This is a genomic window from Clostridium malenominatum (genome assembly GCF_039521365.1).
GTDB lineage: Bacteria > Bacillota > Clostridia > Clostridiales > Clostridiaceae > Clostridium_AW > Clostridium_AW malenominatum.
Genome location: NZ_BAAACF010000001.1, coordinates 1,399,338 through 1,422,911 on the forward strand (window position 1 = coordinate 1,399,338; position 23,574 = coordinate 1,422,911).

A 23,574-nucleotide genomic window follows, 5' to 3' on the forward strand; every position below is an offset into this window, starting at 1 on the left:
TGGTGAGCTTTGGATAGTAACTTAGTTCACCATTGTAAAATTATAATTAGGAGAAGATAGTGTGGAAAAGAGATTAAAAAAATATTTCCCTATTTTTGCCCTTCCAACCTTAATAGCATTTTCTATAGCATTTTTAATACCTTTTGTTATGGGAATGTATCTATCTTTTACAAAATTTACAACAGTTGTAGATGCCAAATGGGTAGGTTTCAGTAACTATGCTAAGGCTCTTGAAAATAAAGAGTTTTTAAACGCCCTTTGGTTTACTACAAAGTTTACTGTGGCATCTGTTATATCAATAAATGTAGTTGCTTTTATATTGGCATTATTGTTAACCAGAGGTAAAAGAGGTTCAAACGTATTTAGGTCAGTATTTTTTATGCCTAACTTAATAGGCGGTATTGTATTAGGTTATATATGGCAGTTAATTATTAACGGTGTTTTATATAAATTTGGTGTAACCTTGACCTACGACCCTAGTTACGGTTTCTGGGGATTAGTACTTCTAATGAATTGGCAATTAATAGGGTATATGATGATTATCTATATAGCAGGAATTCAAAATGTACCTGAAGATTTAATTGAAGCAGCCAAAATAGATGGCGCTGGTCCGTTTAGAGTGCTTAGAAGTGTTACAATTCCAATGATTATGCCAGCTGTTACCATATGTTTATTTTTAACCACATCTAATTCCTTTAAATTATTTGACCAAAACCTAGCTTTGACAGCAGGCGCACCATCTAAAAAAACGGCTATGCTGGCATTGGATATTTACAATACCTTCTATGGTAGAGTAGGCTGGGAAGGTGTAGGGCAAGCTAAGGCGGTTATATTCTTTGTTTTAGTAACTATTATAGCATTTGCACAACTTATTTTAACTAAAAGTAAGGAGGTAGAACACTAATGAGAGATTCAAAGATAAAAGATAATTTAATCTTCATGGTGCTATTAATCTTAGCCATTTTATTTTTGGTACCTATTTTAATAGTTCTTATGAATTCTTTTAAAGGCAAATTTTTTATTAGTGATACTCCATTCTTGCTGCCTAGTAGTACAACCTTCGTTGGGCTTAATAATTATATAAACGGTTTAACCAAGACAGGTTTTTTAAAAGCCCTTCAATGGTCATTATTTATTACTGTGTCCTCTGTTACAGTGATTGTTTTATTTACATCTATGACAGGGTGGTATATTACAAGAGTAAAGACTAAGTTTACCAAAGCTTTGTATTATTTATTTGTGTTTTCAATGATTGTACCTTTCCAAATGGTTATGTTTACTACTACTAAAGTAGCCAATGTTATGCATTTAGATAATCCATTAGGTATTATTATAATATATTTAGGTTTTGGTTCAGGATTGTCAGTATTTATGTTTGCTGGCTTTGTAAAGTCTATTCCAATTGAAATCGAGGAAGCTGCTTTAATTGATGGATGTAATCCAATTCAGACATATTTTATGATAGTATTTCCTGTATTAAAACCAATAATAATAACAGTTGCAATACTAAATACTATGTGGATTTGGAATGACTATTTGTTGCCCTACCTACTTATTGGTAGCGAATATAAAACAATTCCAATTGCTATCCAATATTTAAGGGGAGGGTATGGTTCGATAGATATGGGAGCTATGATGGCAATGCTAGTACTTGCTATTATTCCTATTGTAGTTTTCTATTTTACATGTCAAAAATACATCATTAAAGGTGTTGTATCTGGAGCAGTGAAGGGATAAAATCAAGGCAGTTGTAAAATGTTTAATATTATACAATGAAAAGGATGAGTGACTATGGAAACAATAACAATAAAAGATATTGCAGCATTGTGTGGTGTGGGTATAAGTACTGTATCTAGAGCAATAAATAATCATCCTGATATTAATGAAGAAACAAAGGCAATGATTATGCAGGTTATTTCCGAAAATAATTATATTCCTAACAATAGTGCAAGAAATTTAAAGAGAACGGATTCCAATACCATTGCGGTATTGATTAAAGGTATTACAAATCCTTTTTTCAGTAATATGATTAAAACCTTTGAAAGAAAAATTAAGGAGAAGAAGTATTCCTTTATTTTACAGCATGTAGATAATAGAGAAAACGAAATTGATGTTGCTATTCAATTAATAAAAGAAAAAAAATTAAAAGGAATTGTGTTCCTAGGAGGACATTTTTCTCACTCAAATGAAAAATTAGCTCAGTTAAAGGTGCCCTTTGTTCTAAGCACTATTGGAACTACACAAAAACTTGATAGGACTATTTGCTCCTCTGTTTCTGTAGATGACTTTAAAGAAAGCTACAAAATAGTTGATTATTTATGTAAGCTTGGACATAGTAAAATCGCCATTATTACAGCACCTTTGGACGATGAAAGTATAGGCAGTTTAAGACTTAATGGATATATGAGTGCTTTACGAGATAATGGAATTCAGATTAAAAAAAATCTAATACGCTTTATGAAAGATGAACTTGAAAGTTATTCTATACAAAACGGTTATGTTGTTACTAGAGAGCTACTGGAATCAGGAGAAAATTTTACAGCAATCTATGCAATAAGCGACACTCTTGTTATAGGTGCATGTAGGGCAATTTTTGATGTGGGTCAAAGAATACCAGAGGATTATTCCGTAGCTGGATTTGATGGATTGGACATCGCTCATTATTATAATCCGTCAATTACTACAATAAGGCAGCCCGTAGAAGAAATGGCGGAGGAAACTATTAAAATTCTATTTGATGCTATAAGTGGGAAAACATCAGCACAACATAAGACCTTTCAAGGTGAATTAATCATAGGACAATCCACGGGACCTATTTTAAGAAGAAAGTAAAATAAATAGCCATCTGAGAATAACAAAGTCTTCAGTGGCTATTTGTCTTTACCATATCATATGTTCTTTTGCATCATACCTCAATTCATCTCTAAAACTAGGATGGGCTATGTTTATAAGTCTTTCAACTCTTTCTTTTACCGAGCGTCCCCTAAGCCATGCTACTCCATATTCAGTAACCACGTAATCTACATCATTTCTTGATAGTGAAATAACGGTTCCTTCTTTTAATAGAGGAGATATTTTAGATATAAGTTTCTTATTACCGTCATTATCAGTTATTTCTATAGTAGAGTGAAGGGCAATTATGGATTTACCACCTTTAGACATTTGAGCGCCTATGGCCGTATCAGCTTGACCACCAGTACATGAATATTGCATGGCTCCTATGGATTCTGAAGCACATTGTCCAGTAAGGTCTACTTCAAGAGAAGTATTTATTGATACCATTTTGCTATTCTGCCCTATGACATAAGGGCTATTTGCCCAGGAAGCTGGTTTAAATATAAATGAAGGATTGTCATCTATAAATTTATATAATCTTTCTGAGCCGAAGGCAAAACAGCCAATGGATTTACCTTTATATAAGGATTTCATTGAATTATCTATTGCTCCACACTCTATTAAATCTGCCATGCTGTCAGTAAACATTTCTGTATGGATACCTAAATACTTTTTATTTTTAAGCTCATTAGCAACAGCATTAGGAGTTTTTCCTATACCCAGTTGAAGTGTTGAGCCATTTTCAACTAAATCGGCAATGTATTCACCGATTTTTTTATCTACTTCTGTATAGGAGGCAGGAGGTATTGAAGGAACAGCATAGTTTGTTTCCACCAAAGCGGATATTTCACTTATATGCACCGTAGTGTCGCCAAAGGTCCTAGGGAAATTTGAATTTACTTCAGCAATCACTAGAGCACCCATATCAATAAGTTCTCTTTCATAAACCGAGGAGAGGCTGAGGGTTAAAAATCCATGTTTATCCATTGGAGAACAGGTGCAAAGGAGAACAAGTCTTCTTCTTTCTGAAGCAAAAATTCTTTTTTTCAATGCGCTGTGAGCATGTTGAGGTACTAAACTTACATTTCCATTACAATGTGATTTTCTAAGAGGAGCAGTGTAAAACCAACCATTTACACAAATTGTGTCTTTATACAAAGGATTTTTTATAAATTCATAATTTTCTACAGGAAAACAGTTGGTAAGGTCACAGCCACGAATTCCTTTTTCTCTAATGATGTGAAGGTTATGTAATAGGGTGATGGGTTCACTGGCCGCTTGAGCAGTAAATATAAAATCATTAGATTTTATAAGTTCTAAGGCTCCTTGTAATGTTCTAATTTTACTTTTATAAATTTCTTTATAATTCATATTAATTACCCTCCAAAACTTTATGTTTACCATAGAAAATTAAAAGCAAAAAGAATGCCAAAGAAATTTCCCAATAGGAACTTTGTAAAATGGTACACTAGAGTAACATATTGTTACGTATAACAAATTTTAATTTGTATCGAGCAATTACAAAAATAAATTAAAAAAACACTTATTGACACATAGTGGAATAGATTGTATTATGAATACATAATATCAATTTGATATTATCTAATTGAAACTAAGTTGAGGTGGAAAATAATTTTGGATAAACATTTTATAGATAAGGAAGAAGAATTCCTAAAAAGTTATGACGAGAATGATTATAAAAGACCGAGTGTTACAAATGACATTATAATATTTACAACTGCTGATATGGAAGAAGATAATCTACGTAAGGTACCAAAAAGAGGGATGCAGGTTATTTTAATTAAAAGAGATGACTATCCTTATATAGATAAATGGGCGCTTCCAGGTGGGTTTGTTGATATTGAAGAAAGCTTAGAGGATGGTGCTAAGAGGAAACTTAAGGAGAAGACAGGGATAGACAACATTTATACAGAGCAGCTCTATACTTTTGGAGATGTTCATAGAGATAAAAGAACAAGGGTTATTAGTGTAGGAAATATTGCTTTAGTGGAAAAGAGTAGCATAAGATTAGGTGAAGTAGATTTGCAAAAGAAAAGTGGATGGTTTTGGATAGATAAAACTCTTATTAGTTCAGAAAAGTATGAGCAATATATAGAAAACAAACATCTGCTATCTCTTAAATCCATTGATGAAAGAATAATAATGAATTATGAAGTAACAGAGAAAATCGGAAGAGACATTTTTAGGAGGAAGGAGACAGCTTATAGGTTATTAAATAACTCTACAGAGGAATTGGCTTTTGATCACTATAAGATATTAGATTATGGAATAGATAGATTAAGAAATAAAGTAGAGTATACACCAATTGCATTTAACCTTTTGCCAAGAGTATTTACTGTAAAGGAACTACAGAATGTTTATGAAGCAATAATGGGAAGAGAAATTTTAAACTTCAGAAGAAAAATGGGAGAAATGATTATAGAAACCGATGAAAAAATAGAGGGTAAACCCTTTAGACCAGCTAAGGTATTTAAATTTAATGAAAATTGGGAGCATAATTTTTAAAAATAAAGAGGGGATATAATGATTTATTTTAATAATGAGAGAGTTGAGATTAAGAAATTTCCTAATGGTGAATCTCTGATTCATAGCGAAAATTTAAAGTTAAAAAGTGATGAAAATGAAATCAGAGTTTATTTTGAGAATGATGAAGATATAACTCATTTAATATTTTTGAAAAGCCATTTAGATGAATTAAGGATAAAATGTAACTTAATAATTCCATATATGCCGTATGGCAGAATGGATAGGACTGAAGGGATAACTATTTTTACATTAAAGTATTTCTGTAAGCTAATTAATAGTTTAAACTTCGAAAGTGTAACCATTTATGAGCCGCATTCAGAGGTGTCCATTGCATTATTAGATAGAGTTAAGATAGTTAATATGTCTAAAATGTTAGCAGAGAGTCTCTTGAAAGAATTAAACAATGGAAAAGAAGGAATATATTTAGTTTATCCGGATGCAGGTGCGGCAAAGAGATATGGGAAAGAAATAGACTATGAAAAGATTTTAACTGCAAGCAAAGAACGAGACTTTAAAACAGGCTTTATTAAGAAATTAGAGATAAATGGGGATATGAAAAGTAAAAGTTTTAAGGCAATTATAGTAGATGATTTATGTTCAAAGGGTGGCACTTTTATGCTTACAGCTTCTAAGCTAAAGGAAATGGGGGCAACGGAAATATATCTAGTAGTTACCCATTGTGAAAATACAATTTTTCAAGGTGAGCTTCTAACCTGTGATTTAATAACGGGGATATATACAACCAATAGTATTCTAAGCAAAAATCATGAAAAAATTAAGGTGTATGAAATTTAAGGGGGTATTTATTATGAAAAAACTATTAGTAGTTATTGATTATCAAAAGGACTTTGTAGATGGAACATTGGGATTTGAAAAAGCTGTAACTTTAGAGGAAAGTATATATAACAAGGTTAACAAATATCTAGAAAATGGTGACAAGGTATTGTTCACCTATGACACTCATTATGAAGAATATTTACAAACCAGAGAAGGTAAAAACTTACCTGTGGCACATTGTATCAAAGGTAGCGATGGCCATAAGCTATATGGAAAGCTAAGTGACTTTTCAAATTTAAAGAATACAATGCATTATGAAAAAAAGGGATTTGGCATATCTCCAGAGGATATGCTTCAAATATCTAATGAAATAGGAGAAGACATTAATGAAATTGAGTTAGTTGGAGTTGTTACCAATATATGCGTAATTAGCAACGTGGTATTGTTTCAGTCCCAATATAGAGAAGCTGACATCATAGTGGATGCAAGCCTTTGTGCTAGTTTTGATGATTCTTTGCATGAAAAAGCATTAGATGTAATTGAAGGCTTACAGGGAAAGGTAATTAATAGGGGGAACTGATTATGATAAACCCATTGTTATTAACGGATTTTTATAAAACAATTCATCATATGTGCTATGCACCGGGAATGACTAAATTAGTAAGCTATTGGACTCCCAGGATGTCCCGAAAAGATGATATGGATAAAGTTGTTATGTTTGGACTACAACCTTTTATAAAGAAGTATTTAATTCAGTACTTTAATGAAAATTTCTTTCAAAAGGATAAGGAGACTGTGGTTTCTGAGTATGAAAGAATTATTTCTAAAACTATGGGAAATATGGCAGCGGATACAAAGCATATTGAAGCTTTGCACGACTTAGGATATTTACCAATACAAATTAAATCTGTAGCAGAAGGCTCAAGAGTAAACATTAAAACGCCAATGATTGAAATTACCAATACACAGGTGGATTTTGCCTGGCTGGTGAATTATTTAGAAACTTTTATGAGCTGTAATATATGGCAACCTATGACAAGTGCCACTATTGCATATAGGTACAGAGAAATAATAGAAAAGTATTTTAATCTTACTGTAGAAAAGGGTGATATTAAAAAAGCTTGTGGAGATTTTAGCATGAGAGGTTTTAGCTCTGTGGAAAGTGCAGAACTTAGTGGTGCAGCACACCTGCTTTCATTTATAGGAACGGCAACAATACCTGCCATTAGTTATATAGAGGAATATTATAATTGCAATATAGAAGAGGAAGTAGTTGGATTAGGAACACCTTCTACAGAACACAGTGTAATGTGTAGCTACGGAGAAGATGAGTTTGCAGCCTATAAGAGGTTAATCACTGAAGTATTTCCAAGGGGAGTTTTGAGCATAGTATCTGACACCTATGATTATTGGAATGTTATAACAGATATACTTCCAAGGCTGAAAGAAGATATTATAAATAGAGATGGAAAAATTGTTATTAGAGGGGACAGTGGAGACCCAGTAAAAATAATTTGTGGGGATAAGGATGCAGCAAAAGATAGTGAGGAATATAAGGGAACCGTTGAGTTACTATGGGAGATATTTGGTGGGGAAATCAATTCAAAAGGATATAAGGTTCTAAATAGTAAAATAGGGACAATCTACGGAGACAGTATAACTGTGGAAAGATGCGAGCAGATTTGTAGAGGGTTAGAGGAAAAGGGTTTTGCAGTAAATAATTGTGTGTTTGGCATAGGTTCATACACCTATCAATACAATACTAGAGATACTTTTGGATTTGCTTTAAAGGCTACTCATGCAATAATAGATGGTGAAGAAAAGTTTATCTTCAAGGCTCCTAAAACGGATAAAGATAACTTTAAAAAGTCACAAAAGGGAATGTGTTATGTATATAGAGAGGGAGAAGATATTTTATATAAAGATGAATTAACTTTAAAGGAGCAAGCAGAATGTAAGGACAATCTGCTAGAGATTGTATTTAAGGATGGTAAATTGATAAAAGATTATTCATTATGGGAAATAAGAAATAGGCTGCACCGTAGCTTCTAATTAATATTTAAGGATAGTATAAGAAATTATTTTTCAATTTTGAGTGGAGGTATAGAAAGGTGAGAAAAGATTTCAATAGAGACATGGTATGTAAAAATATTATAAATTGGATTAGAGAATATTTTAAAGCCCAACCAAATGCTAAGGGTGCTATTATTGGAATTAGCGGTGGTAAGGATAGTTCGGTAGCAGCCAAGTTATTAGTTGAAGCTTTAGGAAAAGAAAGAGTCTTTGGCGTTTTAATGCCAAATGGTGAGCAGAAGGATATAGACGATAGTTTAAAGGTTGTAGATATTCTAGGAATTAATTATAAAATAGTTAATATAGAAAAAGCGTACAATGGACTATTGGACGCTATTCAGGAGGAGAGTTTATCTATTGATGCTAAAATCAATATTCCTCCGAGACTTCGAATGACTACCTTGTATTCACTTGGAGCTAACATGAACTATAGGGTATGTGGTACGGGAAACAAGTCAGAGGGCTTTGTAGGATATACAACAAAATGGGGGGATAATGCTTACGATTTTAATCCTATAGGAGACCTTACTACTGAAGAGGTTATGGCAGTGGGAGACTATCTAGGATTACCTTATGAATTGGTTCATAAAACTCCAAGCGATGGGTTAAGTGGAAAATCTGATGAGGAGAAATTAGGTTTGTCCTATAAACAAATTAATGAGTATATAGAAAATGGAAGTTGTGGGGATAAGGAGATAGATGAAAAAATTAAGTTGAAACATGAATATAATAAACACAAGGGAACTTTGCCACTAAAGTATGAGCTGGCATAACAGACCAGAAGTTGACTCGTAGCTAGAGGCTACTACTTTTTAGAATTGCCCTTGTAAAAGAAGTGAAAATTATCAAGTAGGTATGTACAATAAGCGGCATCGAGTCATTGCTTGATTCGATGTCGCTTTCGTTATACAATTTTCGGTAATATCTACAATTGGCGAATCTTGCGTATATTCCTGTTCATCAAGTGCCTTACTGCGTATTTATAAATGACTTCTTTGATTCTGCCCAAGTCTTGACGGTGTTCTTTGAAAAATTCGTCTGGGCTTTCATAAACTCCAAAGTCCCTTACAATACCCTCTTTTTGAATATAGGTATCGTTTTTATTCCAATATATAGAGGGATTTTTGAAGTCCTCTGTTGCAACTCCATAGCCACAAAAAGAACCGCTACACTGGCTAAACTTTTGCTGAAGCTTAGTCAAATAGGGAACATCAAGGATGAACCCCTCTAGATTAAGCCACTTGCCATCATAGTACACTTCGATCCAGCTGTGTAAAATTTCTTTTGGAGACAAGTGATAATATAGTCCCCTTATTGCTCCTTTTTGAAGTTTCTTATCAATGGTAAATCCGTGAATTCGGCAGGGGATTCCAAGGGCTCTTAATAATGCCATAAATAGAACTCCCTTTGTATTACACTGTCCGTAGCCATCTTTTAAAACTTGCGAAGCTGAAATATTATCTGCCCTGTTGTATCCAAAAAGGATAGAATCTCGAACAAAATTATAAATAGAAAGAACCTGTTCAGTTCTATCTAAAGTATCCCAGTGGTTATCTGAAATTAATTTCTGTATGATTTGATTCTTATAATTCAGTAGTGGGGTTTCAATTAAGTAATTCGTCATCAATAAGCACCTCCTACAATAATCATACAATTATTTATAAGGAGATACTTTCAAAAAAACGCTGTCTTTGTTTATCTCTCTTGCGGACATTCCTAATAAGCGCTTACTTGTGACAGCAAGATGAGAAGGACTGTCGAACCCCGCTGTTAATGCGGCCTTTGTTATGTTCATGCCATTAAAGATTAAATAAATTGCATTTTGTAATTTATGAAGAACAAGATATCCGCTTAATGTTATGCCGGTATTCTCTTTAAACAGATGGGACAGCCTGCTTTTGGATAAGCTTACTTGATTTGCTAATATATTTACGGAATGCTCGGAAGCATGACAATTTTTTAGCAGATCAATAACCTCAATGACCCGCTGATCTACAGGCTCTGAGTAAATATATTCAACGTTCAATAATCGAAGAAGTTCAGTTAGAAATTTAATATAGCTAGCATTGTCAATAATACTCTCATAGTTATTCAGTACAAACTTTGAGATTTTGTCTACCATCTCATTTGAGAAAGTATAAATATGATGACCGCAAAAAAGCTCTTTAAATGGCTTTGCCAAGGTAGAGGTATTATCAATCAGAAGAAAGAGCAATTTATTTTTATGACCATCAAAGCGGTGACTGGTGTTGGAATCAATGGCAATACCTTTACAGTTAAAATGTTTCCCCAAAACTTCTATCTCAAAAGAGGATTCCAGGGAAATTGATATCTGTAAAAATGAGTGCTTATGAAAATCAGCATTTATTATATCGCTTAAGATCAGTACGTGATCATGTGCTCCATATAGGTTCATCATTATTGTTCCGCCTCCTTCAAAGAATCCATCATTAGAAGTATAGCATAATTTCAAAAAAATGGGGTGTTTTTCATGCAACGGAAAGAAATGATATTTTTTTAATAACAAAATATTGACATAAAAAGAGAAATATGATATATAAAAATTATAGGTTAGCACTCAATGATGTTAAGTGCTAACAAATTAGTTATATAGTTTTTATACGAAGGGAGATATACATATGGAAAAGAGAGAATTTAAAGCAGAGTCTAAGAGACTTTTGGACTTAATGGTTAACTCAATCTATACGCACAAAGAAATATTTTTAAGAGAGCTTATATCTAATGCCAGTGATGCTATTGATAAAATTTACTACAAAACATTAACTGATGAAAATTTGAAATTTCATAAGGAAAATTACTATATTAAGGTAGTTTCAGATAAAGATAAGGGCGAGTTAAAAATTATCGATACTGGCATAGGTATGACAAGGGAAGAATTAGAAGAAAATTTAGGAACTATTGCAAAGAGCGGATCTTTAGCATTTAAAAAAGAAAATGAAATAAAAGATGGATATGATATAATTGGTCAGTTTGGAGTGGGTTTTTACTCTGCTTTTATGATAGCTGAAAAAGTTACTGTTATTACTAAAGCACTTGGAAGCGATGAAGCCTATAAATGGGAATCAAAAGGTGCAGATGGATATACCATAGAGGTATGTGAAAAAGAAACTGTTGGAACAGAAATTATATTAAAGATAAAGGAAAATAGTGAAGATGAAAATTATCAGGATTATTTAGAAGAATATAAATTGAGAAACTTAATAAAGAAATATTCTGATTTTATAAGATATCCAATAAAAATGGATATTACAGAAAGAAAACTTAAAGAAGGAAGTGACAATGAGTATGAAGACCATGTAGAAGAGCAAACAATCAATAGCATGGTACCAATTTGGACAAAGAATAAAAGTGAATTAACTAAAGAAGATTATGATAATTTTTACTTCGAAAAGCATTATGGATTTGATAAACCTGTAAAACACATCCATATAAGCACAGACGGCGCTGTAATGTACAACGCAATATTATTTATACCAGAGAGAATACCTTTTGACTATTATACGAAAGAATACGAAAAAGGCTTGGAGTTATATTCAAATGGAGTACTAATTATGAATAAATGCTCCGATTTACTTCCAGATTATTTTAGTTTTGTAAAGGGATTAGTTGATTCACAGGATTTATCTTTAAATATTTCAAGAGAAATGCTACAACATGATAGACAGCTTAAGTTAATTGCAAAGAACATTAAAAACAAAATAAAAAGTGAATTACTATCATTACTAAAAAATGAAAGAAATAAGTATGAAGAGTTTTACAAGTCTTTTGGTAGACAGCTAAAGTATGGAGTGTATAGCGATTTTGGAAGTGACAAAGATACATTACAAGACTTATTAATGTTCTATTCCTCTAAAGAGAAAAAACTGATTACATTAGATGAATATATTTCAAGAATGACAGAGGAACAAAAATATATTTATTATGCTACAGGGGATTCTGTTGAAAGAATAGCCAAGTTACCACAAACAGAAATGGTAGAAGAAAAGGGTTATGAAATTCTTTATTTAACTGAAGATATTGATGAGTTTGCAATTAAGATGATAATGTCATATAAAGAAAAGGAGTTCAGGTCTGTATCTAGTGGAGATCTAGGAATTGAAGACAAAGAAAATGAGAACAAGACAGAAAATGAAGATGCAGCCAATAAGGAATTGTTTGAAAAGATGAAAACCATATTATCAGACAAGATTAAGGATGTAAGAACTTCAAAGAGATTAAAATCTCATCCAGTATGTTTAACTAATGATGGAGACATATCAATAGAAATGGAAAAAGTTCTTAGCTCCATGCCAAATAATGAAAACATTAAAGCAGACAAAGTTTTAGAGATAAACATAAATCATAATATCTTTAAAGCTTTAAAAGAAGCTTATGAAAAAGATGAAGAAAAGTTAGCATTATATACTAATGTACTTTATAATCAAGCTCTTCTTATAGAAGGATTGCCAATTGACGATCCAGTAGAATTTACTAATAATATTTGTAAATTAATGATTTAATTAATATAGAAGCATAGAAGGTGCAACTTTTAGTATGCACCTTTTATGCTTCTATAGAAAAGCTTAAGTTAACCCTACAAAGTTGTGCATGAAAAGTCGGATAGATAAGTTCAGTTTCTGATATTCTATTTATGAGAGGAGGTCATATAAATGGATTTGCTTAAAAATATGAATGGAGCATTAGATTATATCGAAGAGAATCTTAACGATAATATTGACTTTAAAGAAATAGCAAAGAGGGCTTTTTGCTCTGAATATCATTTTAAGAGAATGTTTTCTTTCCTTGCAGGTGTTACATTGTCGGAATACATCCGTCGTAGGCGTCTTACACTAGCAGCATTTGAGATTCATAATAGTAACATAAGAATAATTGATATTGCAATTAAATACGGATATAGCTCTCCAGATTCTTTTACTAGAGCTTTTCAAAGTTTGCATGGTATAACACCGTCTGAAGCTAGAAATAATGGTCAATCGCTAAAAGCTTATCCTCGTATGACCTTTCAATTATCTATTAAAGGAGGAAATGAAATGAATTATAGAATTGAAGAAAAAGAAGCCTTTCGCATAATTGGCATTAAAAAAAGGGTACCTATAATTTTCAACGGAGTTAATCCAGAAATTGCCTCGATGTGGCAAAGCTTAACCGTTGAAACTATTAATAAACTTAAAGAACAATCTAATATAGAACCATTAGAACTAATAAGCGCGTCTGTAAATTTTTCAGAGGGGCGAATGGAAGAAAAAGGGGAGCTTGATCACTATATAGGTGTAGCAACAACTAATGAGTGCCCAAAGGATTTTACAAAACTTGAAGTTTGTGCATCAACTTGGGCTGTATTTGAATCTGTTGGACCATTCCCAAGTACGCTACAAAATATATGGGGACGTATATATTCCGAATGGTTTCCGTCCTCAAATTATGAACAAGCGGAAGGACCAGAAATCTTGTGGAACGAGAATAAAGATGTGACTTCACCAACTTTTAAAAGCGAGATATGGATACCGATTTCAAAAAAGTAGTGACTTTAAATCACCTTGACCAGCTTAAACTCTTTTGATGGAATTTTACTTGTAATAATATTGAAAATCATCCATACTATAGATAAAGAAATCCATAACGGTATGCTTCATCCTGAGATGGGACACGTTTTAGTTAGAAAGAACATGGATGATAAGTATGAAGGAAATTGCCATTTTCATGAAACTTGTTTAGAAGGTTTAGCTTCAGGCACTGCTATTGAGGGAAGAACTAAATTAAAAGGCATTGAAATACGGGATGATCATGAATCCTGGATATATAGTGGCAGAAGAATTAGAAGACATGGACAATTATATAGTTGAACCAAGCCTAGGTAGTAACTCTGGCATATTGGGTGCTTAGGCTTTAGGAATAAGTGAAGTATAAGGATAAGGTGGTGAAGGTGAATGTTAATACAAAAATGTAAGAAATGTTCTAATCAATTTACTTGGAAAGAGGTTATAAGACCAATATGGGTTAGTTGGACTTATTCACCTCTTAAATGTCCTAAATGCAATACTGAGCATTGCATTAATATTTCCACAAAAATATTTATTTTCTTAGGTATAATAGCTCCAACAGCTATTAAAGGATTTATGTTTTCCAGAAATGCACAAACTGTACTTAGAATTTCTCTAGGTCGCCAGTTATTGATTTATCTATTTTGGTTTGTTTTGCTAGGATGTTTGACACCATTTTTTGCAAGACACCATATAAAAGAATAGAGTAGTGAAATATATCTGTAATAGTCACCTAAGAATAAAAAAAGTATTAGGTGGCTATTTTTTAATGTAAAAATCTTTAATCAACATAAGCTTTTCATCTCTTCTAAATTGCTTAATTTCGTATTCTCTCTTCTGGGCAGATATCTTGTCCTCAAACTCCTCGAAGTAAACAAGCTCTACAGGCAGTCGACAGCGAGTATACTTAGCTCCTTTGCCCTTAGAGTGGGTCTCTATTCTTTTATTCAAATCCTTAGTCCATCCAGTATACAAAGTACCATCTGAACACTTTAGTATATATATATAACACATATTAATCACCAAAATTATTATAGCATTGAAGCTATATTAATTTATAGCTATTTTTTAAGTATATCATTAAGTTCTAATAAATTAAAAATCTCATAAGTAGGTTTTATTCCGATTTTATTTACAATTTTGTTAGGATTAAACCAGCATGTATCTATACCAAAATTTATCCCGCCTTGTATATCAGAGGTTAAACTATCGCCTACCATCAATACTTTACTCTTATCAGTATGCTTTATATTTTTTAAAGCTAGTTCAAATATTTTAGGATCTGGCTTTGATACCTCAACCTCCTCAGATATCACTATATCCTCAAAGTATTTTGCTATAGTAGATTTTCTAATTCTATTTTCTTGAACGTCTGTAAGACCATTAGTAATTATAGAAAGTTTATAATCTTTATGGAGATTTTCTACAAGGTCTACAGTATCATCATATAAAAAAGATCCATAAGATAAATGCTTCATATATGTTTTTGAAAATTCAACCTCGTCAAATCCAGCATTTAATTTATCTGATAATCTTTTAAATCTTTCAACTTTTAATTCTTTCTGAGTAATAAGCCCATCCTCGAACTCTTGCCATATAGCCGTATTTATATCCTTGTATATTTTCAAATGATGATTTTCATCATATTCAATATTAAATTGGAGCATAGTATTTTTAAAAGCTTCTCGTTCAGATTTTTTAAAATCAAATAAAGTTTCATCTGCATCGAATATTATAATTTCGTACTTCATATTAATCCTCCTAATATAGTTAATTTTTCTAATTATAACATATAAATATTTTTATAAAAAAGTCTTAAACTTTACAATCCTTTATAAATAAATTACAATATTAATATGAATTTGAACATGACATATGTCATGTTGAGGAGGGTTTATGAAAAGAATTTGGGACAATAACCTTATAAGCTATTATATTGTTAAACATAATATAGAAAACATGTTTGATAAAGACATATTTAAATATGCACAACTTCATTTCTATGAAAGAAATGAATATATATTGGAAGCAGAGTCTAATCTTGAATACTACTATTTGCTTGTAGATGGAAAAATCAAAATTTCTTATCCTTTTGAAAATGGTAAATCTATGCTTTTAAAGTTTTATAAAGATTTTAATTCAATAGGAGATTTAGAGCTTTTAAAAAACATTCCCACATTATGTGGCATTGATGCAGTAGAAGATACTTATTTGATAGCAATACCTTCAGATGTACTTAGAGAAAAATATTTAAATAATCTAAAGTTTTTACACCATTTAATTGACTCTTTAAGCGACAAACTTTATGCAACTATTAACAATAGTTCCTATAACTTTGTATATCCCCTTATAAATAGATTATCTAGCTATTTGGTTGAACATATAACAGATAAAAACTATGTAGTTTTGAATTCATCATTTATAGAAATCGCTCAATTCTTAGGAACAACCTATAGGCATTTAAATAGAACATTTAAAGAGCTTGAATTAAAATCCATTATAAAATGCGAGGATAAAAAAATATATATATTAGATGAGGATAAACTTCGAGAACTATCTAAAAACTTGTATATAAAACCCCTCTAATGTTAGATTAGTGTGGAAAGTAGATTTAAAAAATAATATTAAATTTAGAAAATACCTTTGAATATAGTGTAGCTGTGTTTAAAGGTATTTTTTTAGTAATTTCAATCTAGAAAGTTGGTTCAGTTACAAGGTGTTTTTAATCAAATACTTAGCCGATTAAGTAAAATGTATTATGGAAACATTGAAATGTAGCAGTAATTCCTATATTACATTCAAAACTTAAGCCATATTGACAATATGGAAAATATATGTAATAATACATAAAAAGTGAGTATGCTTAAGCATTTAATTGTGAGCAGCATAGGGACTATATATGTCCTACACGAATGGTTATTAACCCTTAGGAGTCACTGCTTTAGGTGATTCTATGGGTTTTTTGTTTTTACGGGGGTGATATTTATGATAAGGTTGCTTACACAGTGTGATAAAGAAATTATTTTAAACTATCTTAAGAGAAATGAAATTGAGACATCATTTTTGTATGGTAATATTATTGAATTTGGTGTTGACAATAATAAAGACATTAGAAGATGCGCAGATTACTATGGTTTTTTTAGCGGGGAAGTATTAAAAGGTATATTACCCTTCTATAATCTTGGCAGCTGTATACCTCACTATGAATTGGAGGAGGCGGTGCCTTTATTTGCAGAGATAATGAAAGATAGAAACTTTGAATTCTTGTTAGGTATGCATAAGATTATAAAACCTCTATATGAAGAGATTAAAGATTACAAAGAAATCAACACATATGAGGAATGTTCTTATTTTATAAACAATAACTTTAAACCTTTTATGTTGGAGGGCATAAAGATTGTAGATGCTAATAGACCAAATGTTAATGATGTAGTTGACTTTATAATAGATGCTCGTGTAAATGGATTTAATCAAGCTGTAACCAGGGAAGATGCTATAAAATCCTTAATACAAAGAGGAGAGGAAGAGGAGTTTATCATTGCAGAAAAAGATGGCATAATGGTAGCACAAGCATGTGTACAAACATATACTCCTAAAATAAATCAAATTGGCAGTGTTTATACACCTGAAAAGGAAAGAGGTAAAGGGTACTGTAAAGCAATTGTTTCTGAAATGTGCAGAAGAATTATTGTCAAAGATAAGGTACCTACTCTCTCTGTTAAAAAGAATAATATACCTGCTGTTAAAGCATATACTGCATTAGGCTTTGAGAATTATGATGATTACTTAATTATAAGATTTAAGTAATATAGAATAATTTTATGAGGCATTTTATATGTGAAAACTTCTAAAAATACAATGTAAAATTATAGATGTAAATAAAAATGTAGTATAATAATTTTAATACTACATTTTTTATATTAAGAAATAATGTGTTTTAGATATGGAGAGTTGTGAAAGGAAGTATTAAAATGAGTTTTGATAATTATGCTAAAAACTGGGATACTGAGGAAAGAATTAATAGAGCAAAGATAATTGCAAAGGAAATAAGCGAGTCTGTTGATATTAATAAGAATTATTCTGCTATGGAATTTGGGTGCGGAACTGGCCTTATAAGCTTTAATCTTTATGATAGATTTAAAAGCATTACTCTCATTGATTCCTCAAAAGGAATGATAGACATACTAAACTCTAAAATTCATAAATACAAGGTAGAGAATATGTTTCCCTATCATTTAGATATATTCACTGAAAATACACTAAATAAGAAATTTGATGTTATTTATAATTCCATGGTGCTTCATCATATTGATGATATTGAACCTACAATAAAAAAACTTCATGAATTTCTTAATGAAGAGGGTCAATTATGCATAGTAGATTTAGATGAAGAAGATGGTAGCTTTCACAAAGAGCATAAAGATTTTCATGGACATAATGGTTTTAATCAAGAGGATTTGAAAAGTATTTTAATTGCTTCTGGATTCAAGGATATAGAGTCACATACCTTTTTTTACGGTGAAAGAATTATAGAAGGTAAAAAGGTTAAATATTCATTGTTTTTGATGAAGGGAAGAAAATAGTGGCCATCAATTTATTTATTTTTACTATAAAAGGAGAATTAAAATATGAATAATATTACAATAACTGGAAAAAAGCCAACGGTTGAAGAATATATTCAATTAAGAAATTCTATAGGTTGGAAAATATTGCAGTATGATAAAATTGAAAAAGGGTTAGATAACTCAATTTACTGTGTTTGTGTTGAAAATCAAGGTAATATAATAGGATTTGGTAGAATTATTGGAGATGGTGGAACAGTTTTTTACATACAAGACATAATGATTGCACCATCATACCAAAGGCAACAAATTGGCACATTAATTATGAGGAAACTGATGGATTATATTAATGATAATTGTGTAGATGATGCTATCATTGGTCTGATTGCAATAAGTGAACTTGATAAGTTCTACAAAAAATTTGGATTTACATATAATCAGAATAACTGTTTTTATAGATACAATGGATAATATTTTAATAGCTGTTTAATTAAATCTGCATTCTTCTTGCTTTTAGTAAGTACACAATATTTAATATAGCACGTATCAATAGAATAATAATTAATTCATCTTTATGGGGGTGTTAAAAGGTGAAGCCTTCAGATAAAAAAATACTTATCATTGGTGCAGGTGTTATTGGAAGTATATATGCTGTAAACCTATCAAATGCTGGATATTCTGTCACAATGCTTGCTCGTTCCCGTAGGTTAACTGAGCTAGAAGAAAAGGGGCTTACTTTTTATAATAATAAGACTCAAAGCTTAGACAGGACCCATGTGGAAATTATTAATAAGCTTTATGATAATGATATCTATGACTATGTTTTTGTGACTGTCAGATATGAACAAATTGAGGATACTCTTTTGGGAATAAAGAATAATTGCAGCCTTAATGTAGTAACTATGGTCAATAACCCTTTTGGATACGACAAGTGGGGAGAGATAGTAGGAAAAGAAAAAATCATACCTGCCTTTCCGGGAGCTGGAGGGAAAATTGAAAACGGTGTTTTGTATTATAAGCTAACATCAAGAATAATTCAGCCTACCACATTTGGAGAACTCTCAGGTGAAAAAAGTACAAGGATAACAGAACTTTATAAGATTTTAAAATCAGCTGGATTTCCTGTAAGCATTTGCAATAATATGGACTCGTGGCAGAAATCTCATCTCGCTATGGTGATACCCATGGCCAATGCAATATATTTTGACGGAGGAAACAACTATTCAACTGCTAAAAATCTACAGGCTATACGTAACATGAGTCTATCACTAAAAGAAAATTTTAATTTTCTAAAATCTGTTGGTGTTATTATTACGCCTACAAAGTTGAGTATATTTAGAGTGTGTCCTACGTGTTTTTTAAGTTTCTTACTTAAATTTATATACAAAACTAAATTTGCTGAAACACTTATTAGTAATCATGCTAATAACGCTAAATATGAGATGGAATTGCTAAGTAATGATTTTGAAGAGTTAGCTAAAGAAAAGTGTATTTCTTTAAAATATCTATACCCAAGGGTACATGAATTTACATAAAATATTATAAAAATGTCTCCTTTTTTATTTTCTTTACAATTAAAATCTAGATTAAGTAAGTACAAAGTAATAAGAGATTAAGATATTAAATGAATTGGATATAATTTAAATATACATAAATCATCTATTAATATGAAAACTGTATTTTTGATAATTAGGAGATGAATTGAATGAGAGACTTATTTACAATCGGAGAAATATCAAAGTTATTTAATATTAATATAAAGACATTAAGATATTATGATGAAATTGACTTATTTAAGCCAATATTTATAGATAGAACAAATAGTTATAGATATTATTCAGCAAACCAATTTGAACAGTTAAACACAATCCAATATTTAAAAGCCCTTGGAATGTCATTGAAGATAATAGATTATCATTTAAAGGAACGAAGTACTGATACTATTATTGAGTTATTTGAAAAACAGAAGAAAATTACGGAAAAAAAGATAAAAGAGTTAGAATTTATAAAGCAAAAAATTGAAACTAGAATAAGTCAAATTAATTATGCAAGGCAATATGATAATTTAAATGTAATTCAAGAGGTTGAATTTAAAAAGAGAGAAGTTGTTTTATTAAAACAAAAAATAAAATCAAACAATGACTTAGAATTATCAATTAGACAGCTAGAAAACAAGGCAAATAAAAATGCTTCTATTTTTAATGGGAAAGTAGGGGTATCAATTTCTATAGATAAACTAAAAGATAGATTATTTGATGAATATGATTCCATTTTTTCCTTTGTAGAGGGTGAAGCATATAATAAAAAATTGCTAAAAGTTTTGCCACAAGGCGCTTATGTTACTATTCGTTTTAATGGAACTCATAATAGTTCTCCAGTATATTATGATAAACTTTTAAAATATATTGAAGAAAAAGGCTATACAATTATGGAGGATTCAATAGAAATAACCTTAATTGATTATGGACTAACTACTGAAAAATCAGAGTTTATAACTGAAATTCAAATATTAATAAATAAGTCTTGACACTCCAGTTACGGGAGACTTTATAATGTCTAATAAAGATAAGTGAAGATAATAAATTCATAGGAACAGTAGCAAAATTTGGCCTAAGAATTATAATTATATTTTGAGGAGGATAATTATGAAGTTCATTGTATCGAAAGAAGTTTTTGAAACAATAGATAACGTATATTTTGGTATTGTGGTAGCAAAAGGGATTAATAATGAGGATAATATCGAAGTAACTAACCTTTTGAAAGATAGTATAGAATTAAATGAAAAAAGATTTCAAGATAAAAAAGTAAAAGAAATAGAAGAAATAGTGTATTATAGAGACTCATTTATGAAATTGGGTATTAATCCTAACAAGTTCATGAGTTCTATTGAAGCAATAATTACAAGAGTAGCGAAAAATAAAGGACTACCCAATATAAATTCAATTGTAGACATAGGAAATGCAGTTTCATTAAAATACCTTGTTCCACTGGGTGCTCATGATACAGACGCTGCTGGAGGCGATATTTGCATTAGATTTTCAAAAGAAGGAGATATCTTTATTCCCTTTGGAGGAAATGAGGTGAAATGTTTAGAAGAGGGTGAACTTATTTACTCTGCAGGTAATAAAGTAAAAACAAGAAGATGGATATGGAGGCAAAGTGAAGAGGGAAAAATTACTAAAGAAAGCAAAAATATATTTTTTCCTATAGATGGATTTAAAGATAAAAACTATAATAATGTAATTAGTGCAAGAGACGAGTTGGCTGAACAATTAAAAAAGAATTTTAATTGTAAAATAAAAGAAGGATTTGTGGATATAAATAATACTGAATTTGAACTTTAAATGATAAGCATAAATGTAAGACAACTATCTGCCTTTTTACGAAACTGCTGAAAAACCTAGTTTTAAACCTTATGTGAAACCAGATAAAATAAGCAAAGTCCACATTAATATAGTAAATAGGTGTTGACAAATTAATCACTTGAGAGTAGTATATAGAAAAGCTAAATTCTTTGAAGGGAATAGTAGATATTTACTAAGTATCCAAAGCGAGTAGGGATGGTGTAAGCCTATGAGAAAAGTAGTATTGAAAGACATCCTGGAGATACTTATCTGAAAACTGTATTAGGATGAGTCGGGTTTCCTCCGTTATAGGGATTAGAGACAATAATGTATTAATACGTTATTAAATTAGGATGGTACCGTGAAGATATGCTTTCACTTCTATATGAAGTGAAAGCTTTTTTATTCTTCTAGGAAACTATATGGAAAACGGAGCTCTTTCTATATGTGATATCTATTCTAATTTACTATAAACATTGTTAAAAAGGGTGGTACCGCGAATTATTTTGCCCCTTGAGTTTTTACTCAAGGGGATTATTTTATTTTGGAGGTAATGATGAAAATGAAAAGAAAATTAGTAAGTGAATTAAAAAATTCTATAGACGAAAAAGTAAATATTCAAGGTTGGATTTACAAAATTAGGAGATTAAAGCTTATAACCTTTGTAATTCTAAGAGATAGATCTGGATTAGTTCAATGTATAGTGGACAATAATGAGTTTGATTTATCAAAAGTAAAGGTTGAATCAGTAGTATCAATTATAGGAGATGTTAAAGAAAGCAAGAATACTTTAAATTCTTTTGAGGTGCAAGTAGAAAATTTTGAAGTTATAAGTAATGTTGAAGAGGAACTTCCTATAGAAATAAATAAAGAAAATTTAGAAGTTAATTTAGATACAATGCTTAATAACAGGGTTCTAAGTATAAGACATCCAAAGATAAATGCAATTTTTAAGGTGCAAAGCTCAATAGTAAATGGTTTTAGAGAATTTTTAAATAAAGAAGGATTTACTGAAATTCATACTTCGAAGATTGTTAAGGAAGGAGCGGAAGGTGGTACAGAAGTTTTTGAAATAAAATACTTTGAAAATAAGGCTTATTTAGCTCAAAGTCCTCAATTTTATAAGCAAATGATGGTTGGAGCAGGCTTTGAAAGAGTCTTTGAAATAGGTCATGCTTATAGAGCAGAAGAGCACAATACCAATAGACATCTTAATGAATATATAAGTATGGATTTAGAAATGGGATTTATTGAAGACGAAAAAGATATTATGCAAGTTGAAGAGAGATTATTAAAGTTTATACTAGAAGTGCTCAATAAAGAATGTAAGGAATATTTAAATTTATTACAATTAGAATTACCAGTGATACAGAGAGAGATACCTAAGATTGAATTTAAAGAGGCTTTGGAGATATTAAATAAAGAATACAATAAAAATGATTTAGAGGGAGATTTAGACCCAGAAGGAGAAAAACTTCTCTGTGAATATGCAAAGGAAAGGTTAAATAGTGAATTCATATTTTTAACTAATTATCCTAGAAAGAAGAGGCCAATGTATACTATGCCCCTTGGTGAAGATGGAACCCATAGTTTTGACTTGTTATTTAGAGGAATAGAGATTACCACAGGGGGACAAAGAATTCATAACTACGATATGCTAGTGGAAAATATGAAGTACAAAGGATTTGACCCTAATAATTATGAGAGCTATCTATCAACTTTCAAGTATGGCATGCCTAAGCACGGGGGGTTGGCTATTGGTTTAGAGCGAATAACAGCAAAGATTCTAGGATTAGAAAATGTAAGAGAAGCAACATTAATTACAAGGGACAGAAAAAGATTAGTTCCATAATAACTGACTAAAATATGATATAA

At 30.9% G+C, this 23,574-nt stretch carries 25 protein-coding genes and 1 other annotated feature; of the genes, 20 read left to right on the plus strand and 5 right to left on the minus strand.

The genetic code is table 11. The annotated features are described in order from the left end of the window. Positions 1 to 61: 61 nt before the first annotated feature. Genes ABDZ69_RS07070 through ABDZ69_RS07080 form a run of 3 tightly spaced genes read left to right on the plus strand, consistent with a single transcriptional unit; the run spans position 62 to position 2,832 of the window. Positions 62 to 904, plus strand: a complete 843-nt coding sequence (locus tag ABDZ69_RS07070) for a carbohydrate ABC transporter permease (RefSeq protein WP_343768153.1) — start codon at positions 62 to 64, stop codon at positions 902 to 904. Beyond that, positions 904 to 1,737: a carbohydrate ABC transporter permease gene (locus tag ABDZ69_RS07075; RefSeq protein ID WP_343768156.1), complete on the plus strand. Its 834-nt coding sequence runs from the start codon at positions 904 to 906 to the stop codon at positions 1,735 to 1,737. The genes ABDZ69_RS07070 and ABDZ69_RS07075 overlap by 1 nt, the downstream gene beginning before the upstream one ends. A gap of 54 nt (positions 1,738 to 1,791) precedes the next feature. Next, positions 1,792 to 2,832, plus strand: a complete 1,041-nt coding sequence (locus ABDZ69_RS07080) for a LacI family DNA-binding transcriptional regulator (RefSeq protein ID WP_343768158.1) — start codon at positions 1,792 to 1,794, stop codon at positions 2,830 to 2,832. A gap of 48 nt (positions 2,833 to 2,880) precedes the next feature. Here ABDZ69_RS07080 and ABDZ69_RS07085 read toward each other — a convergent pair whose 3' ends face one another. Further along, positions 2,881 to 4,206, minus strand: coding sequence for an acetyl-CoA hydrolase/transferase family protein (locus tag ABDZ69_RS07085; RefSeq protein ID WP_343768160.1), 1,326 nt, complete (start codon positions 4,204 to 4,206; stop codon positions 2,881 to 2,883). Between the two features lie 264 nt (positions 4,207 to 4,470). On the opposite strand from ABDZ69_RS07085, the gene ABDZ69_RS07090 reads away from it, so the two are divergent. The 5 genes from ABDZ69_RS07090 to nadE are packed head-to-tail and all read left to right on the plus strand — an operon-like array spanning position 4,471 to position 9,005. After that, complete coding sequence (locus ABDZ69_RS07090) at positions 4,471 to 5,361, plus strand: NUDIX hydrolase (RefSeq protein WP_343768162.1); 891 nt, start codon at positions 4,471 to 4,473, stop codon at positions 5,359 to 5,361. 18 nt (positions 5,362 to 5,379) lie between these two features. Further along, on the plus strand, positions 5,380 to 6,177 hold the full coding sequence (locus tag ABDZ69_RS07095; protein WP_343768164.1) for a ribose-phosphate pyrophosphokinase: 798 nt from the start codon (positions 5,380 to 5,382) through the stop codon (positions 6,175 to 6,177). 13 nt (positions 6,178 to 6,190) lie between these two features. Beyond that, complete coding sequence (locus tag ABDZ69_RS07100) at positions 6,191 to 6,739, plus strand: cysteine hydrolase family protein (protein WP_343768166.1); 549 nt, start codon at positions 6,191 to 6,193, stop codon at positions 6,737 to 6,739. Positions 6,740 to 6,741: 2 nt separating this feature from the next. After that, entirely contained in the window at positions 6,742 to 8,211 is a 1,470-nt protein-coding gene (locus ABDZ69_RS07105) for a nicotinate phosphoribosyltransferase (protein WP_343768168.1), read from the plus strand. A 59-nt stretch (positions 8,212 to 8,270) separates the two neighbouring features. Next, positions 8,271 to 9,005 (plus strand): NAD(+) synthase, encoded by a 735-nt coding sequence (nadE, locus tag ABDZ69_RS07110; RefSeq protein ID WP_343768170.1) that lies wholly within the window; start codon positions 8,271 to 8,273, stop codon positions 9,003 to 9,005. A 152-nt stretch (positions 9,006 to 9,157) separates the two neighbouring features. Here nadE and ABDZ69_RS07115 read toward each other — a convergent pair whose 3' ends face one another. Then, positions 9,158 to 9,856, minus strand: coding sequence for a transglutaminase-like domain-containing protein (locus tag ABDZ69_RS07115; protein WP_343768173.1), 699 nt, complete (start codon positions 9,854 to 9,856; stop codon positions 9,158 to 9,160). A gap of 30 nt (positions 9,857 to 9,886) precedes the next feature. Next, positions 9,887 to 10,651 carry a helix-turn-helix transcriptional regulator gene (locus ABDZ69_RS07120; RefSeq protein WP_343768175.1) on the minus strand — a complete coding sequence of 255 codons (765 nt, stop codon included), beginning with the start codon at positions 10,649 to 10,651 and terminating at the stop codon, positions 9,887 to 9,889. Between the two features lie 220 nt (positions 10,652 to 10,871). On the opposite strand from ABDZ69_RS07120, the gene htpG reads away from it, so the two are divergent. The 4 genes from htpG (at position 10,872) to ABDZ69_RS07140 (ending at position 14,498) form a co-directional block, all read left to right on the plus strand. Next, positions 10,872 to 12,752, plus strand: coding sequence for a molecular chaperone HtpG (htpG, locus tag ABDZ69_RS07125; RefSeq protein WP_343768178.1), 1,881 nt, complete (start codon positions 10,872 to 10,874; stop codon positions 12,750 to 12,752). Between the two features lie 150 nt (positions 12,753 to 12,902). Next, positions 12,903 to 13,775 (plus strand): AraC family transcriptional regulator, encoded by an 873-nt coding sequence (locus ABDZ69_RS07130; RefSeq protein ID WP_343768180.1) that lies wholly within the window; start codon positions 12,903 to 12,905, stop codon positions 13,773 to 13,775. A 15-nt stretch (positions 13,776 to 13,790) separates the two neighbouring features. Beyond that, positions 13,791 to 14,096, plus strand: coding sequence for an ROK family protein (locus ABDZ69_RS07135; RefSeq protein ID WP_343768182.1), 306 nt, complete (start codon positions 13,791 to 13,793; stop codon positions 14,094 to 14,096). A gap of 84 nt (positions 14,097 to 14,180) precedes the next feature. After that, the gene (locus ABDZ69_RS07140; protein WP_343768184.1) at positions 14,181 to 14,498 is read left to right on the plus strand and encodes a TIGR04104 family putative zinc finger protein; all 318 of its coding nucleotides are present in this window, start codon (positions 14,181 to 14,183) and stop codon (positions 14,496 to 14,498) included. A gap of 54 nt (positions 14,499 to 14,552) precedes the next feature. Here the strand turns inward: ABDZ69_RS07140 and ABDZ69_RS07145 are convergent, their stop codons facing one another. Together ABDZ69_RS07145 and ABDZ69_RS07150 are read right to left on the minus strand one after the other, a co-directional pair. Continuing rightward, on the minus strand, positions 14,553 to 14,807 hold the full coding sequence (locus ABDZ69_RS07145) for a GIY-YIG nuclease family protein (RefSeq protein WP_343768186.1): 255 nt from the start codon (positions 14,805 to 14,807) through the stop codon (positions 14,553 to 14,555). A gap of 47 nt (positions 14,808 to 14,854) precedes the next feature. Continuing rightward, complete coding sequence (locus ABDZ69_RS07150; protein WP_343768188.1) at positions 14,855 to 15,544, minus strand: YjjG family noncanonical pyrimidine nucleotidase; 690 nt, start codon at positions 15,542 to 15,544, stop codon at positions 14,855 to 14,857. Positions 15,545 to 15,689: 145 nt separating this feature from the next. On the opposite strand from ABDZ69_RS07150, the gene ABDZ69_RS07155 reads away from it, so the two are divergent. The 8 genes from ABDZ69_RS07155 to aspS all read left to right on the plus strand — a co-directional run bounded on the left by ABDZ69_RS07155 (position 15,690) and on the right by aspS (position 23,551). After that, positions 15,690 to 16,379 carry a Crp/Fnr family transcriptional regulator gene (locus tag ABDZ69_RS07155; protein WP_343768191.1) on the plus strand — a complete coding sequence of 230 codons (690 nt, stop codon included), beginning with the start codon at positions 15,690 to 15,692 and terminating at the stop codon, positions 16,377 to 16,379. Between the two features lie 399 nt (positions 16,380 to 16,778). Further along, entirely contained in the window at positions 16,779 to 17,600 is an 822-nt protein-coding gene (locus ABDZ69_RS07160) for a GNAT family N-acetyltransferase (RefSeq protein WP_343768193.1), read from the plus strand. Between the two features lie 164 nt (positions 17,601 to 17,764). After that, the gene (locus ABDZ69_RS07165; protein WP_343768196.1) at positions 17,765 to 18,376 is read left to right on the plus strand and encodes a class I SAM-dependent DNA methyltransferase; all 612 of its coding nucleotides are present in this window, start codon (positions 17,765 to 17,767) and stop codon (positions 18,374 to 18,376) included. Positions 18,377 to 18,421: 45 nt separating this feature from the next. After that, a complete protein-coding gene (locus ABDZ69_RS07170; RefSeq protein ID WP_343768199.1) occupies positions 18,422 to 18,826 on the plus strand; it encodes a GNAT family N-acetyltransferase in 405 nt (134 codons plus the stop codon). Between the two features lie 119 nt (positions 18,827 to 18,945). After that, positions 18,946 to 19,890 carry a ketopantoate reductase family protein gene (locus ABDZ69_RS07175; RefSeq protein ID WP_343768201.1) on the plus strand — a complete coding sequence of 315 codons (945 nt, stop codon included), beginning with the start codon at positions 18,946 to 18,948 and terminating at the stop codon, positions 19,888 to 19,890. A gap of 170 nt (positions 19,891 to 20,060) precedes the next feature. Continuing rightward, positions 20,061 to 20,882 carry a MerR family transcriptional regulator gene (locus ABDZ69_RS07180; RefSeq protein WP_343768202.1) on the plus strand — a complete coding sequence of 274 codons (822 nt, stop codon included), beginning with the start codon at positions 20,061 to 20,063 and terminating at the stop codon, positions 20,880 to 20,882. Positions 20,883 to 21,000: 118 nt separating this feature from the next. Beyond that, the gene (locus tag ABDZ69_RS07185) at positions 21,001 to 21,699 is read left to right on the plus strand and encodes a B3/B4 domain-containing protein (protein ID WP_343768204.1); all 699 of its coding nucleotides are present in this window, start codon (positions 21,001 to 21,003) and stop codon (positions 21,697 to 21,699) included. Positions 21,700 to 21,860: 161 nt separating this feature from the next. Beyond that, positions 21,861 to 22,085, plus strand: a binding site (T-box leader). 176 nt (positions 22,086 to 22,261) lie between these two features. Then, a complete protein-coding gene (gene aspS / locus ABDZ69_RS07190) occupies positions 22,262 to 23,551 on the plus strand; it encodes an aspartate--tRNA(Asn) ligase (protein ID WP_343768207.1) in 1,290 nt (429 codons plus the stop codon). Positions 23,552 to 23,574 lie beyond the last annotated feature (23 nt).

Bases quoted from the DNA above. Each gene is read 5' to 3' on its own strand.
- ABDZ69_RS07075 (WP_343768156.1), top strand. From the start codon at position 904: ATGAGAGATTCAAAGATAAAAGATAATTTAATCTTCATGGTGCTATTA.
- ABDZ69_RS07080 (WP_343768158.1), top strand. From the start codon at position 1,792: ATGGAAACAATAACAATAAAAGATATTGCAGCATTGTGTGGTGTGGGT.
- ABDZ69_RS07085 (WP_343768160.1), bottom strand. From the start codon at position 4,206: ATGAATTATAAAGAAATTTATAAAAGTAAAATTAGAACATTACAAGGA.
- ABDZ69_RS07095 (WP_343768164.1), top strand. From the start codon at position 5,380: ATGATTTATTTTAATAATGAGAGAGTTGAGATTAAGAAATTTCCTAAT.
- ABDZ69_RS07100 (WP_343768166.1), top strand. From the start codon at position 6,191: ATGAAAAAACTATTAGTAGTTATTGATTATCAAAAGGACTTTGTAGAT.
- ABDZ69_RS07105 (WP_343768168.1), top strand. From the start codon at position 6,742: ATGATAAACCCATTGTTATTAACGGATTTTTATAAAACAATTCATCAT.
- ABDZ69_RS07115 (WP_343768173.1), bottom strand. From the start codon at position 9,856: ATGACGAATTACTTAATTGAAACCCCACTACTGAATTATAAGAATCAA.
- ABDZ69_RS07120 (WP_343768175.1), bottom strand. From the start codon at position 10,651: ATGATGAACCTATATGGAGCACATGATCACGTACTGATCTTAAGCGAT.
- htpG (WP_343768178.1), top strand. From the start codon at position 10,872: ATGGAAAAGAGAGAATTTAAAGCAGAGTCTAAGAGACTTTTGGACTTA.
- ABDZ69_RS07130 (WP_343768180.1), top strand. From the start codon at position 12,903: ATGGATTTGCTTAAAAATATGAATGGAGCATTAGATTATATCGAAGAG.
- ABDZ69_RS07140 (WP_343768184.1), top strand. From the start codon at position 14,181: ATGTTAATACAAAAATGTAAGAAATGTTCTAATCAATTTACTTGGAAA.
- ABDZ69_RS07145 (WP_343768186.1), bottom strand. From the start codon at position 14,807: ATGTGTTATATATATATACTAAAGTGTTCAGATGGTACTTTGTATACT.
- ABDZ69_RS07150 (WP_343768188.1), bottom strand. From the start codon at position 15,544: ATGAAGTACGAAATTATAATATTCGATGCAGATGAAACTTTATTTGAT.
- ABDZ69_RS07155 (WP_343768191.1), top strand. From the start codon at position 15,690: ATGAAAAGAATTTGGGACAATAACCTTATAAGCTATTATATTGTTAAA.
- ABDZ69_RS07160 (WP_343768193.1), top strand. From the start codon at position 16,779: ATGATAAGGTTGCTTACACAGTGTGATAAAGAAATTATTTTAAACTAT.
- ABDZ69_RS07165 (WP_343768196.1), top strand. From the start codon at position 17,765: ATGAGTTTTGATAATTATGCTAAAAACTGGGATACTGAGGAAAGAATT.
- ABDZ69_RS07170 (WP_343768199.1), top strand. From the start codon at position 18,422: ATGAATAATATTACAATAACTGGAAAAAAGCCAACGGTTGAAGAATAT.
- ABDZ69_RS07180 (WP_343768202.1), top strand. From the start codon at position 20,061: ATGAGAGACTTATTTACAATCGGAGAAATATCAAAGTTATTTAATATT.
- ABDZ69_RS07185 (WP_343768204.1), top strand. From the start codon at position 21,001: ATGAAGTTCATTGTATCGAAAGAAGTTTTTGAAACAATAGATAACGTA.
- aspS (WP_343768207.1), top strand. From the start codon at position 22,262: ATGAAAAGAAAATTAGTAAGTGAATTAAAAAATTCTATAGACGAAAAA.